General features: G+C 36.2%; 17 protein-coding genes. 10 read left to right on the top strand and 7 right to left on the bottom strand.

Annotated elements, in window-relative coordinates; translation table 11 throughout:
- Position 1 precedes the first annotated feature (1 nt).
- From AC3WTI_RS11975 to AC3WTI_RS11950, 6 genes are all read left to right on the top strand, one after another.
- On the top strand, positions 2–739 hold the full coding sequence (locus AC3WTI_RS11975; RefSeq protein ID WP_087957776.1) for a sugar phosphate nucleotidyltransferase: 738 nt from the start codon (positions 2–4) through the stop codon (positions 737–739).
- 8 nt (positions 740–747) lie between these two features.
- A complete protein-coding gene (gene rfbC / locus AC3WTI_RS11970; protein ID WP_087957779.1) occupies positions 748–1,293 on the top strand; it encodes a dTDP-4-dehydrorhamnose 3,5-epimerase in 546 nt (181 codons plus the stop codon).
- Positions 1,294–1,308: 15 nt separating this feature from the next.
- Positions 1,309–2,280, top strand: coding sequence for a dTDP-glucose 4,6-dehydratase (rfbB, locus tag AC3WTI_RS11965; protein WP_087957781.1), 972 nt, complete (start codon positions 1,309–1,311; stop codon positions 2,278–2,280).
- A gap of 11 nt (positions 2,281–2,291) precedes the next feature.
- Complete coding sequence (gene rfbD / locus AC3WTI_RS11960; protein ID WP_097840669.1) at positions 2,292–3,146, top strand: dTDP-4-dehydrorhamnose reductase; 855 nt, start codon at positions 2,292–2,294, stop codon at positions 3,144–3,146.
- 109 nt (positions 3,147–3,255) lie between these two features.
- A complete protein-coding gene (gene fabI, locus AC3WTI_RS11955; protein ID WP_000421885.1) occupies positions 3,256–4,026 on the top strand; it encodes an enoyl-ACP reductase FabI in 771 nt (256 codons plus the stop codon).
- 141 nt (positions 4,027–4,167) lie between these two features.
- Positions 4,168–4,692 (top strand): spore coat CotO family protein, encoded by a 525-nt coding sequence (locus tag AC3WTI_RS11950; protein ID WP_087957785.1) that lies wholly within the window; start codon positions 4,168–4,170, stop codon positions 4,690–4,692.
- Positions 4,693–4,752: 60 nt separating this feature from the next.
- Here AC3WTI_RS11950 and exsY read toward each other — a convergent pair whose 3' ends face one another.
- On the bottom strand, positions 4,753–5,211 hold the full coding sequence (exsY, locus tag AC3WTI_RS11945; RefSeq protein ID WP_087957787.1) for an exosporium assembly protein ExsY: 459 nt from the start codon (positions 5,209–5,211) through the stop codon (positions 4,753–4,755).
- A 125-nt stretch (positions 5,212–5,336) separates the two neighbouring features.
- Between exsY and AC3WTI_RS11940 the strand changes: the two genes are divergently transcribed.
- Together AC3WTI_RS11940 and AC3WTI_RS11935 are read left to right on the top strand one after the other, a co-directional pair.
- The gene (locus AC3WTI_RS11940; protein WP_087957789.1) at positions 5,337–5,696 is read left to right on the top strand and encodes a DUF1360 domain-containing protein; all 360 of its coding nucleotides are present in this window, start codon (positions 5,337–5,339) and stop codon (positions 5,694–5,696) included.
- Positions 5,697–5,797: 101 nt separating this feature from the next.
- Positions 5,798–5,983 carry a hypothetical protein gene (locus AC3WTI_RS11935; protein ID WP_033657682.1) on the top strand — a complete coding sequence of 62 codons (186 nt, stop codon included), beginning with the start codon at positions 5,798–5,800 and terminating at the stop codon, positions 5,981–5,983.
- Between the two features lie 74 nt (positions 5,984–6,057).
- On the opposite strand, the gene exsF is transcribed toward AC3WTI_RS11935, so the two are convergent.
- From exsF to AC3WTI_RS11905, 6 genes are all read right to left on the bottom strand, one after another.
- Entirely contained in the window at positions 6,058–6,561 is a 504-nt protein-coding gene (gene exsF, locus AC3WTI_RS11930; protein WP_000492933.1) for an exosporium protein ExsF, read from the bottom strand.
- A 167-nt stretch (positions 6,562–6,728) separates the two neighbouring features.
- Positions 6,729–7,199, bottom strand: a complete 471-nt coding sequence (gene cotY, locus AC3WTI_RS11925; protein WP_087957791.1) for a spore coat protein CotY — start codon at positions 7,197–7,199, stop codon at positions 6,729–6,731.
- 143 nt (positions 7,200–7,342) lie between these two features.
- Positions 7,343–9,409, bottom strand: coding sequence for an ATP-dependent helicase (locus tag AC3WTI_RS11920; protein ID WP_087957793.1), 2,067 nt, complete (start codon positions 9,407–9,409; stop codon positions 7,343–7,345).
- Between the two features lie 99 nt (positions 9,410–9,508).
- Entirely contained in the window at positions 9,509–9,931 is a 423-nt protein-coding gene (locus tag AC3WTI_RS11915; protein WP_048526727.1) for a GNAT family N-acetyltransferase, read from the bottom strand.
- A gap of 1 nt (position 9,932) precedes the next feature.
- Positions 9,933–10,451: a YjcG family protein gene (locus AC3WTI_RS11910; RefSeq protein WP_087957795.1), complete on the bottom strand. Its 519-nt coding sequence runs from the start codon at positions 10,449–10,451 to the stop codon at positions 9,933–9,935.
- Between the two features lie 92 nt (positions 10,452–10,543).
- Positions 10,544–11,275 (bottom strand): alpha/beta hydrolase, encoded by a 732-nt coding sequence (locus tag AC3WTI_RS11905; RefSeq protein WP_087957797.1) that lies wholly within the window; start codon positions 11,273–11,275, stop codon positions 10,544–10,546.
- 199 nt (positions 11,276–11,474) lie between these two features.
- On the opposite strand from AC3WTI_RS11905, the gene AC3WTI_RS11900 reads away from it, so the two are divergent.
- Entirely contained in the window at positions 11,475–12,386 is a 912-nt protein-coding gene (locus tag AC3WTI_RS11900; protein ID WP_087957799.1) for a DMT family transporter, read from the top strand.
- A 116-nt stretch (positions 12,387–12,502) separates the two neighbouring features.
- The gene (locus tag AC3WTI_RS11895) at positions 12,503–12,859 is read left to right on the top strand and encodes a PH domain-containing protein (protein ID WP_253621710.1); all 357 of its coding nucleotides are present in this window, start codon (positions 12,503–12,505) and stop codon (positions 12,857–12,859) included.
- Positions 12,860–12,876 lie beyond the last annotated feature (17 nt).

The raw sequence follows: 12,876 nt of genomic DNA, 5'->3' as shown, positions 1-12,876 counted from the left end.
GATGAAAGGAATTATTTTAGCTGGTGGAACGGGATCGAGATTATATCCAATAACGAAAGTAACGAATAAACATTTGCTTCCTGTTGGACGTTATCCAATGATTTATCATGCAGTATATAAGCTAAAACAGTGCGAGATTACAGATATTATGATTATTACAGGTAAAGAGCATATGGGAGATGTTGTTAGTTTTTTAGGAAGCGGTCAAGAGTTTGGCGTGTCTTTTACGTATCGTGTGCAAGATAAGGCTGGCGGAATTGCGCAAGCATTAGGGCTTTGTGAGAATTTCGTCGGGAAAGATCGCATGGTAGTTATTTTAGGCGATAATATCTTTTCAGATGACATTCGTCCGTATGTTGAAGAGTTTGCAAATCAAAAAGAAGGTGCGAAAGTACTGCTGCAATCTGTAGATGATCCGGAGAGATTTGGTGTAGCAAATATTCAAAACCGAAAAATAATTGAAATTGAAGAAAAGCCGAAAGAGCCGAAAAGTTCTTATGCAGTCACGGGAATTTATTTGTATGATCCAAAAGTCTTTTCTTATATAAAAGAATTGAAACCTTCCGCAAGGGGAGAACTTGAAATTACAGATATCAATAATTGGTATTTAAAACGAGGGGTACTTACTTATAATGAAATGAGCGGTTGGTGGACGGATGCGGGAACTCATGTTTCTCTTCAAAAGGCGAATACGTTAGCGCGGGATATAAACTTTGGTAAACAGTTTAACGGAGAATAGGTGAGAATATGAAAGTTGTAGAAACAAATTTTACCGACGCAAAATTGTTAGAACCGAGGTTATTTGGAGATGAGCGTGGCTTTTTTACTGAAAGTTATAATAAGAAGGTGCTAGAAACATTAGGGGTTACGTATTCATTTGTACAGGATAATGTTTCGTATTCAGCAGAAGCGGGAACGATTCGGGGATTGCACTTTCAAAAAAATCCGAAAGCACAAACGAAACTTATTCAAGTTATGCAAGGAGCAATCTATGATGTTATCGTTGATTTGCGAAAAGATTCACCCACGTTTAGGCAGTGGAGAGGATATATTTTAAGTGCGGATAATCATCGGCAATTATTAGTGCCAAAAGGATTTGCACATGGTTTTTGTACACTTGTTCCGCATACGATTGTTATGTATAAAGTAGATGAGTATTATAGTGCCGAGCATGACTCAGGAGTACTTTGGAGCGATAAAGACTTAGCAATTCCATGGCCGGTAACAATTCCTATTTTGTCTGACAAAGATCGAATATTACCGTTACTTCAGGAATGTGAAGATAGCTTTTGAGTAGGAGAGTTGTTTATGAATATATTAGTAACAGGTGGGGCCGGATTTATTGGAAGTAATTTTGTTCATTACATGTTACAAAGCTATGAAACATATAAAATTATTAATTTCGATGCATTAACATATAGCGGGAATTTAAATAACGTGAAGTCTCTTCAAAATCATCCGAATTACTCTTTTGTAAAAGGGGAGATTCAAAATGGAGAGCTGGTGGAGCATGTTATTAAGGAACATGACGTACAAGTAATTGTCAATTTCGCAGCTGAATCACATGTGGACCGTAGTATTGAAAATCCGATTCCTTTTTATGATACAAATGTAATTGGGGCAGTCACCTTATTAGAATCAGTAAAAAAATATCCGCATATTAAACTTGTGCAAGTATCAACAGATGAAGTGTACGGCTCTTTAGGGAAAACAGGTCGATTTACCGAGGAAACGCCGTTAGCTCCAAATAGTCCGTATTCTTCAAGCAAAGCGAGTGCAGACATGATAGCTTTATCTTATTATAAAACGTATCAATTACCAGTTATAGTAACGCGTTGCTCCAATAACTATGGGCCGTATCAATATCCGGAAAAATTAATTCCGTTAATGGTTACGAATGCGCTAGAAGGAAAGAAATTACCGTTATATGGCGATGGATTAAATGTAAGAGATTGGTTACATGTAACAGATCATTGTAGTGCGATTGACGTTGTTTTGCATAAGGGACGTATAGGAGAAGTATATAATATAGGTGGAAATAATGAAAAAACAAATGTAGATGTTGTAGAACAAATTCTCTCTCTCTTAGGAAAAACGAAAAAAGACATTGCGTATGTGACAGACCGTTTAGGTCATGATCGTCGTTATGCGATTGATGCACAAAAGATGAAGAATGAGCTAGATTGGGAGCCTCAGTATACGTTTGAACAAGGGCTGAAAGAAACGGTGGAATGGTATGAACATCATAAGAAATGGTGGAAACCACTAAAAGAAAAGTAAGGGGCATATAAATGAAAGAACGGATTATCATAACAGGAGCAAATGGTCAATTGGGCAAGCAACTACAAGAAGAGCTAAATCCTGAAGAATATGACATATATCCATTTGATAAAAAGTTACTAGATATAACAAATATATCCCGAATGCAGCAAGTAGTACAAGAAATAAAGCCACATATTATTATTCATTGTGCAGCGTATACGAAGGTTGATCATGCTGAGAAAGAACAAGATCTTGCGTATAGAATAAATGCAATAGGAGCTCGAAATGTAGCGGTTGCTTCACAATTAGTAGGCGCGAAGTTAGTTTATATTAGTACTGATTATGTATTTCAGGGCGACAGACCGGAAGGGTATGATGAATTTCATAATCCGGCGCCAATAAATATATACGGAGCTTCTAAGTATGTGGGAGAGCAGTTCGTCAAAGAGTTACATAATAAATATTTTATCGTTCGCACATCGTGGTTATATGGTAAGTATGGAAATAATTTTGTGAAAACGATGATGCGATTAGGGAAAGAAAGAGAAGAAGTGTCTGTTGTAGCAGATCAAATTGGTTCTCCTACGTATGTGGCGGATTTAAATGCGATGATTAATAAGCTCATTCATACTTCTTTATACGGTACGTATCATGTATCAAATAGAGGCTCATGTTCTTGGTTTGAATTTGCACAAAAAATATTTTCGTATGCAAATATGAAAGTGAGCGTATTACCTGTTTCAACAGAAGAATTTGGGGCGGCAGCAGCGAGACCGAAATATTCTGTTTTTCAACATAACATGCTACGATTAAATGGTTTTTTACAAATGCCTTCTTGGGAAGAAGGATTAGAGCGGTTTTTTATAGAAACAAAAAGTCATTAACAAAATTTACGTTAATGACTTTTTTGTTTGCCTTTAAGAGGTTTTATGGTACTATAATTATAGTATCAGGTACTAATAACAAGTATAAGTATTTCTGGGAGGATATATCATGGAACTATTACAAGGGAAAACATTTGTTGTTATGGGCGTTGCGAACCAAAGAAGTATTGCGTGGGGAATTGCTCGCTCTTTGCATAATGCAGGTGCAAAATTAATCTTCACATATGCAGGAGAACGTTTAGAGAGAAACGTTCGTGAATTAGCGGACACATTAGAAGGACAAGAATCACTTGTATTACCTTGTGATGTAACAAATGATGAAGAACTTACAGCTTGCTTTGAAACAATCAAGCAAGAAGTTGGTACAATTCATGGTGTAGCGCACTGTATTGCTTTTGCAAATCGTGACGACTTAAAAGGCGAATTTGTAGATACTTCTCGCGATGGATTTTTACTTGCACAAAATATTAGTGCATTTTCTTTAACAGCTGTAGCAAGAGAAGCGAAGAAAGTAATGACAGAAGGCGGAAATATTTTAACGTTAACATACCTTGGCGGTGAGCGCGTTGTGAAAAACTATAACGTTATGGGTGTTGCGAAAGCTTCATTAGAAGCAAGCGTGAAATATTTAGCTAACGATTTAGGTCAACATGGCATTCGTGTTAACGCTATTTCTGCAGGTCCAATTCGTACGTTATCTGCAAAAGGTGTAGGCGACTTTAACTCAATCTTAAGAGAAATTGAGGAGCGCGCACCACTTCGCCGTACAACAACTCCGGAAGAAGTTGGGGATACAGCAGTATTCTTATTCAGTGATTTAGCACGCGGTGTAACAGGAGAAAACATTCACGTTGATTCAGGGTATCATATCCTAGGATAAATATAATATGAATTTTTAAAGGACAATCTCTACATGTTGAGATTGTCCTTTTTATTTGTTCTTAGAAAGAACGATTTTTAACGAAAGTTCTTACCACGTTATGAATATAACTATAATAGTACACGATTTATTCAGCTACGTATGGAAGTGGGAGGGACGAGTGTGAAGAATAAAAATAAAAGTTCAACAGTTGGAAAACCGTTGTTATATATTGCGCAAGTAAATTTGGAACTTGCTGCACCGAAAATAAAAAGAATTATCTTAACAAACTTTGAAAATGAGGATCGAAACGAGGAAAGTAATAGAAATGAAAATGTTGTAAGTAGTGCTGTGGAAGAGGTAATAGAACAACAACAAGAAGAGCAGCAAGTAGAAGAAACAATAGAAGAAGAGGAACAAGTACAAGGGCAGCAAGAGCCAGTGAGAACTGTTCCATATAATAAATCATTTAAGGATATGAATAATGATGAAAAAATTCATTTTTTATTAAATCGTCCTCATTACATCCCGAAAGTAAGGTGCAGAATAAAAACCGCTACAGTTTCTTATGTTGGATCAATCATATCGTATCGTAATGGAATTGTAGCTATTATGCCGCCAAATAGTATGCGAGATATTAAGTTATCTATAGATGATATCCAATCAATTAGTATGGCCGGCTTTTAAATATGTAAAGGTGGTAGAAATCTTCTACCACCCCAATAGTTTTTTAGTTTACTTCATTTATTAGATAGAAACGTCGCGTAAGCATTGAATCGCACAGAAGCAGCTTAAATCTACAGTAATGCAAGTAGATGTCGATACTAGTCTTGCATTTGGTACAGCTAAAAACGTACAAATTGGGTCATCAGTAGGTGGTACAGGGGAAGTATCACCTAATACTACGGTTAACACACGTAGTACAGCACAGCTATCGTCATCTACGCTTTCCACACGGAAAATTGGAGATCGGCAGCTAGAAAGGCTTGCAGATGGTGCGAATGCTTCAAAAGGTGCTCCAGCTTTAGTGTATAAAATAAAAGGACGTGTATTTGCTACTGATGCACTATTATGTGCTCCTAAAAATGGAATTTCACAACCTGATCCACATGTTGTTGTAGAGCATTCTTGTAATTCATGAATGAATTTGACAACGTCAACTACACAATGAGAAGAGCTATGGTGTTTATTTTCGTTACAACTCATTAATGTCACTCCTTATCTTCTTGTTTGTATTTACATTAATAAGATATTGGAGTCGAGGAGATTTGGTCACAATCTCAAGACCTTTTTTTTTAAATAGGCGAAAGAAGATAAGGGAAGGTGGAATCATGCTGTTTACAAGTTGGCTTTTATTTTTTATTTTCGCGTTAGCTGCTTTTAGGCTCACCCGTTTAATTGTGTATGATAAAATTACAGCTTTTTTGCGGCGACCGTTTATTGACGAATTAGAGATTACAGAGCCAGATGGAAGTGTATCAACTTATACAAAAGTAAAAGGTAAAGGATTAAGAAAGTGGATTGGCGAATTATTAAGCTGTTATTGGTGTACAGGTGTATGGGTTAGTGCTTTTTTATTAGTTTTATATAATTGGATTCCTATCGTAGCAGAGCCGTTACTTGCATTATTAGCTATTGCAGGTGCAGCAGCAATCATTGAAACAATTACAGGATATTTTATGGGAGAATAATATATTTTCATAATACGAGAAAAAGCGGAGTTTAAAAGAATGAGGGAACGGAAATAAAGAGTTGTTCATATAGTAAATAGACAGAATTGACAGTAGAGGAGATGTTTGCTGTGAGTAATAGTCCAAGGCAAAATTCATATGACCTGCAGCAATGGTATCATATACAGCAACAACACCAAGCGCAACAACAGGCATATCAAGAACAATTACAACAACAAGGATTTGTGAAGAAAAAGGGATGCAATTGCGGGAAAAAGAAGAATACAATAAAACACTATGAAGAATGAAACACTCATGTTACTGTGAGTGTTTTTTATTATACATAAAAAGCGGTATTTCAAAGGTGAAATACCGCTTTTTACTAGCTAATTTGTGCAACTGTTAACGCTGCAGCACGGATGTCTACAGTTCCAATTAACTCAACTGGTACAATTTGAATTAAATCACCAGGGTTTAAGTTAATAAGAATAACACCACTGGATACGTCTACTTCACCAGTACCAATAACGTTAGAACGAACCGCTGTACCTGACCCAGGAATAATGTTAGCTGGTGTACCTAATGATAAGAAGAAACGACCAGCTTCTGGTGCAACAGGTGCGTTATCAAGACTAATTGTTAATGTATAACTGATTTGATAAATACCAGCTCGTAGAATTCGAATGCCATCTCCGACACTTACTGTATCATTTATTACAGGGACAGTAATATTTGGGTTTGGACTTACGCTAGGTAATAGTAGTGGTGTAAATAGTGAAGCGAACTGAGGTGCAGACGCGTTGAAAGCAAAACCGAAGGCAGGTAGTGTACTAGCTGGCTTCGCCTCACAATCGATTTTAGTAAATTCGCAATCAGAAGAGAACATGTTTTTCACTCCTTTATCTGTTTCTACTTTCAGTTAATGAAAAGGACAGGTTCTATGTTCTAGACAAGTTCCCAATTTTATGAAAAATACATAATAATACCTTTTAAGCATGGATTGGGTGGCAGAATTTTCTGCCACCCAATCCATGCTTAACTCATTATTTAGTTTTAAATCGTAACATCACGTAAGCATTGAATAGCGCAGAAGCAACTTAAATCAACAGTAAGACAAGTGTTAGTCGATATTAATCGTGCATTTGGTACAGCTAAAAACGTACAAATTGGGTCATCAGTAGGTGGTACAGGAGAAGTATCACCTAATACTACAGTTAATACACGCAATACAGCGCAATCATCATCATCTATACTCTCGACACGGAAAATTGGAGATCGGCAGCTAGAAAGGCTTGCAGATGGTGCGAATGCTTCAAAAGGTGCTCCAGCTTTAGTGTATAAAATAAAAGGACGTGTATTTGCTACGGATGCACTATTATGTGCACCTAAAAATGGAACTTCGCAACCAGATCCGCATGTTGTCGTTGCGCATTCTTGTAATTCATGTATAAAACGAACGACATTAGATACACAATTGAAATCAAAATCATGGTCATGATGGTCTTCGTTACAATTGCAGCTCATTATGTTCACTCCTTATCGTGAGTTCTGACATACACTATTACAATATGAGTGGGATATGGTTGATATTACGTTAATTCTTATGATAAAAAGATGGAATTTATATAGTAGGGATGTACATATTGCCATATAAAAAAAAGACATCCTTATTTAGTGGATGTCTTTTCAGGTAAATCTTTTCGCACTGTATATAAAAAGCGAGATATATCTAATTTTTTTCCTCTAAAAAATTGCGGAGAGGAAATGTAAAGTTCTTCTTTCGCACGTGTAATAGCGACATAAAGTAATCGGCGTTCTTCTTCTAAAGCTTCAGAAGTCTCTGTAACACGATCGTTTGCATCTTTTAAAGAAGAAGTATGAGGCAGAATACCATCGCTTGCTCCAAGTAAAAAGACGCATGGAAATTCAAGGCCTTTTGCGTTATGAATAGACATAAGCGAAACAGCATCTTTTTGTGGCATTGTTTTTAATGCTTCCATTTCTTTTTGTCCTTGAATTGCTTCATCAATAAATTGTAAATAAGCTGGAATATCGGTGAAACGAGTTGCAGACTCCATTAACTCTTCTAACATTTCTTCTTGTATATCCTTATGCATCGTAAAGGAAGAACGATCGTTACTTTGTAAGTACTCTAAATACTTCCCTTTACCATGAATAATTTCTTTTAATGCTTTTTTCGGTTCTAATTCTTTTATAAATTTAATAAAATCGATACGCTCATTTACCTTTTTCACTTGAAAAGGTTTTAAGCTCGGATTTAATAATAAGAAATGAAGAAGAGAAGGGAAACGACCTTCACCATATTTCCATTGTTCACGTTCAATAAATGAAATACAATCATCACGTCCGATATACATCGTTGGCAATATATTTGAAAGTGATTCTAGTCGAAACGGTTCAATCACTAGTCGTAAATGATCTAATACAGGCTTAATTAAAGAATGTTCATAAAATGATTGGCTCGCACCGTGCTTAATGAACGGGATTTTGTGAATGGTAAGCTGATCAAGTAATGAACGGCTTACAGAATGTGTGCGATACAGTAAACAAAAATCTTTATAGTTTCGTTCGCCGCTATCTACTTTTTCTTGAATGAGCTGCAAAATTTGATTTGCTTCATCAAGAGTTGTAGCTGGTCTTGCGTAAAAAGGTTGTACACCTTCTTCACGTACAGAATATAGCTCTTTGTCAAAACGCTCTTGATTTAGTTTGATAACTTCATTTCCAAGTCCGACGATAAAAGGATTGGATCGATAATTTGTATTAAGTGCGATAATCGTAGTGTTATCAAATTCTTTTGGAAAAGATAAAATAATTTGATGACTTGCTCCTCGCCAGCCGTATATCGCCTGATCGTCATCACCTGCGATAAACAAATTATTTCTCGGCGAAGCTAACAATTTTACAATTTCATATTGTGCATACGATGTATCTTGGAACTCATCTACTTCGATATAGTGGAACCGTTGTTGTAGTTGGGTAAGCAAAGGAGCATTATTTTCTAACATATAATATGTTTCTAATAAGATGTCATCGAAATCGATATAATTATATCGTTGTTTCACTTCTTCAAAACGCTCGTATACCTCTTTAAATTCTTGTTCAACGGGTGTTTTTGCTTTTACATCTTTCGGACGATTCAATTTGTTTTTCTCAAGTGAAATCATCGCGAGCATCGTTTCAGCATCATAATCGTCTTTTAAGCGTAACTCTTTTAAAATTTTCTTTATCATAATCTGTTTATGTTTTTCGTTTGCTAAAATTTGCTGATTATATCCTTGACTACGAAGCAATTTTAAAAAGACAGAGTGGAACGTACCAGCAACAACGTAGTTACTTGCTGCGTGATTCATACCGGGTAAATTCGCTACGCGATTTCGGATTTCTTCAGCCGCTTTTTGTGTAAATGTAAGCAATAAAATATTGCGCGGATGAACTTTTTTTACATTTACTAAATAACCTACGCGGGTTGTTAAAACAGATGTTTTCCCGCTTCCGGCACCAGCTAATGTAAGAACAGGACCTTCTGTCGTTCGTACGGCCTCTAATTGTTTTTCGTTTAAAAATACATTTTGTTGTTCGAGCGCGCGGAAATAAGCCGCATCTGCATCTTCTTCCATAATTAAATGGGTAGATGTTTTCGGGATATGATATGTTGCACGCGGAATGTCAGCGTGCGTTAATGATTTTTGTGAAAATTTTTCTTGTGTCATATATTCACCTTCAAAACTATAGCATCAACATTTAACTTTAGCGGAAGAAAAAGAAAATAGCAATGTAAAAAACAGGAGGGGATACCTCCTGTTTTCAAATTACAATTCTTTTATCATAACGATGTGAGGAATATTTGCTTCCATGAATACATCAGAATTCGTTACATATCCAAGTTTCTTATAGAAATCTTCAGCATGTGTTTGAGCATGCAACTTCAATTTTGGCAACGAGTTTTCTTTCGCATATGCTTCAAGTGCATCCATAACAATTTTTCCAATGCCTTTTTTACGATGGGAAGCTAGTACGCAAATGCGTTCCATTTTTCCGATTCCATCAATGGTGCGAAAACGTCCAGCACCAACAGGAACATCATTATCATATATAACAACGTGTATAGAAGTTTCTTCAAACTCATCATACTCTTCTTCGGCAGAAACTTGCTGCTCATTTACAAATACTTGCTTACGTACAGAGAATGCATCTCTTAGTTGTTCGTCCGTTTGTACGATCTGTGCGTGCAAATTAGTTGTTCCCCTTTCCAAGGTGGAATGTTTCGTGTACAGTCCATGTTCCGTTTTCTAATTGATATAGAAGATGGAAGCGGTCAATTGGTTGTTCATAATAGAAATCTTTCATACGTAATCGACCTAATACATCAGCATGCTCTGCATCTGATAAGCCTTGTCCAATTGTTAAATGAGGTACGAAAGCGTATTCGCGTTCTTGTGTGAAGAACCCGTTATGCATTTCCTCATTTAAGAAAGTAAGTTCTGGTGTTTTTTCTACTTTAAAATAAAGAACATTATTAACAGGTGCGAATGAACCAACTTTCCCAACATGAAGGGTGAAAGGGTTCGTTTTACTTGCGATTGTATGTAACTCGTTTACAATCGATTCTAATTGTTCATCTTGCGTCTCAAAGGGTGTTTTCAATGTAATATGTGGCGGAACTAATGCGTAATGCGGATCATAACGTTTACGCAATCCGTTCGCTTTATCTTGAATCATTTTAGATGGAAAAATTACAATGCCTAATTTCATGTTCCAATTCCTCCCTTTGTAAGTCTAGTTAGATTTTGAGAAAATAACTCTCTTAATCTATTATATCAAATTATTCTGAATACTGCTCTCTATTATTTCATTGATAGCATATGAGAGAAAGCTTTCGGTAAATCAGTTTGCCAATATTTCCACGTATGATTACCTTCAAACTCCTCGTAATGTGTAATGAAATTTCTATCTGTTAGAAGCGTATTGAGATCACGGTTCGGCCCTACGAAATCAGATACTTGTCCATCCGTGCGTTTTACAGCTGTTTCTTCTGTTCCAATGACGTGATAAAGTTCTAACGCCTCCGGATGTTTGAACTCTGTTGCTAAGTTCATCACGGTTTCGTCCACAAATGGTGATTGCATAACGACTTTACCGAATGTATGCGGATACATAAGTGCAGTCATGAAGGAAACTGTTCCGCCAAGAGAATCACCAATTAACACACGTCCTTTTCCCATTTGATACGTTGGATAGTTTTCATCAATATATGGCGCAAGTTCATGAGCAAGGAAACGAATATAAGCAGCGTTTTTTACTTCATTTGGGAAATATTTTTCTTTACGATCGTGTACATTTTTATATGGAATACCGACAATAATTGTACGGTCAATTTCTTCAGTTTCACGAAGGCGCTCAATTACACGGTGCGCTTTACCAAGCTGAAAGTAATCTCTACCATCTTGTGCAATGACAACTGTATGTTTGTGCAGTGGTGTGTAATTTACCGGTAAGTAAACGAGAAGTGTAACATCTTCTTGAAGTGATGCGCTATAAAATGAAATTTCTTCAATTCTCCCGATTGTTTGATTCATGTGGATCCCCCTAAATAAAAATTTACTGTAATGATTGTAAGAGCGACGCTTGTAGTGAAAAAGAAATATCCACTAATAGGTGCCTTCATTTCTATTTTACCATAATGGTATGAAGAATCTAAAAAATTAGTATTTAAGTTAGGAAAGAAAACGGATATAATGAAGTGGGATTTTTGACAGGTGAGAGGGGAGACGGAATTTGAAACAAGAAAGATCAATCGCACTACCATTAGCTATTTCCATTATAGCCATTTCATTCGCAGCAGTTTTTGTAAAGATGTCCTCAGCACCATCTTCCATATTAAGTATGTATCGATTATGGATTATCGTACTTATTATGCTGCCTATCGTTTGGAAAAAACGGGAAGAGTTTAGTAAGATTCAAATAAAAGATTGGGGATTTTTAATTGGATCTGGTTTCTTTTTAGCACTTCATTTTCTATTATGGTTTGAATCTTTAAAGCATACGACAGTTGCGAGTTCGACGATTATTTTAGCGCTTCAACCAATCGTATCTTTAATTGGAGGTTTTTTCTTATTTAAAGAAAGAACAACATACTCAGCTATTGCAACGATGGGAATTGCGATATTAGGCGTAATGTGTATTGGTTGGGGAGATTTAGGGCTAAGTGAACAAGCAATTTATGGAGATATATTATCCTTTTTAAGTGTAATAGCGGTTGTCGGTTATTTATTTATCGGGCAAACGACAGTAAAGAAAGTATCACACTGGATTTACAGCTTTACAGTCTTTGCATTCGCAGGTATTTTTATGGGAATTTATAATATAGTATTGCAAGTGCCTTTTACAGGTTATTCGAAGTGGGACTGGACCGTATTTCTTTTACTTGCGGTCGTACCGACAGTGTCACACGTCATTAATAATTGGTTATTAAACTACGTAAATGCAACAACAATTTCAATGAGTATTTTAGGGGAACCAGTTGGAGCATCTATACTAGCGTTCTTCTTACTCGGGGAAAGACTAAATGCAATGCAAATTATCGGTAGCATGCTCGTATTGTTTGGAGTATCGGTGTTCTTACTACAGCAACAAAAACGAACAGCAAAAAATGTAGTAAACGAGCCAGCGTATACACAGGAATTATAGTATTAGGGGAAGAAAAGAGAAGTTGTGATACTTCTCTTTTTGTTTTATAGAAATACGGGCGTGGAAGGGGGGAGGAAATGGAATTCCCATCAAAAAAAGATGTATAGTTATATCCAATTTTTTTCGTTGTCATTGGAGCGTGTTTTGCTCCCCTATTTGCAGGTAGAGAATATTTTCTTTTATTTTTTACAATTCCATTAGCCATATTATTTATGTGGAGTTGGTTTTCGACAAAATACATAGTCGGAGAAGAAACAATTACAATTAGATCAGGTTTCGTTAAAAAGCGCATATTTATACGAGAGAGAAAACAAATTTCAAATACGAACAATCCAGTAGCAGCTCATGCCTTATCATTTGATCGGCTTGAAATTATTTATGGATCACATCAAACCGAAATTATTTCTCCTAAAGATAAAGCGCAATTCATCAATCTCGTTACAAGTAAAAATCCATACATTGAAATGAAGTAAAAGAGTGGCTACGAGGC

The organism is Bacillus sp. EB106-02-03-XG38, from assembly GCF_058792175.1.
The sequence above is the reverse complement of the archived record's forward strand: the minus strand, read 5'-3'. Positions and strand labels throughout refer to the sequence as shown.